A 279-nucleotide genomic window follows, 5' to 3' on the forward strand; every position below is an offset into this window, starting at 1 on the left:
GATGATGGCGGATCACGTCCATCATCAACCAATAAGTCGTCGGGAAGCCAGAGCTAAAGCGATTGCCCTGCTGGAAGAGATGCAAATCCCGGATGCCGTGGAAGTTATGTCGCGCTATCCGTTTGAGCTTTCAGGTGGTATGCGCCAGCGGGTAATGATTGCGCTGGCATTCTCCTGCGAGCCGCAATTGATTATTGCCGACGAACCGACTACGGCGCTGGACGTCACGGTGCAGTTGCAGGTACTGCGTTTGCTTAAACATAAAGCCCGCGCCAGTGG

The 279-nt window shown here is 54.8% G+C and carries 1 protein-coding gene; it reads left to right on the top strand.

The window, feature by feature from the left end; genetic code table 11:
* Positions 1–279: ATP-binding cassette domain-containing protein (locus R0J88_RS19635; RefSeq protein WP_410900817.1), on the top strand; the 279-nt coding region annotated here is incomplete at both ends.

Source organism: Pseudoalteromonas sp. SIMBA_162 (genome assembly GCF_046535955.1).
Classification (GTDB): Bacteria; Pseudomonadota; Gammaproteobacteria; order Enterobacterales; family Alteromonadaceae; genus Pseudoalteromonas; species Pseudoalteromonas marina.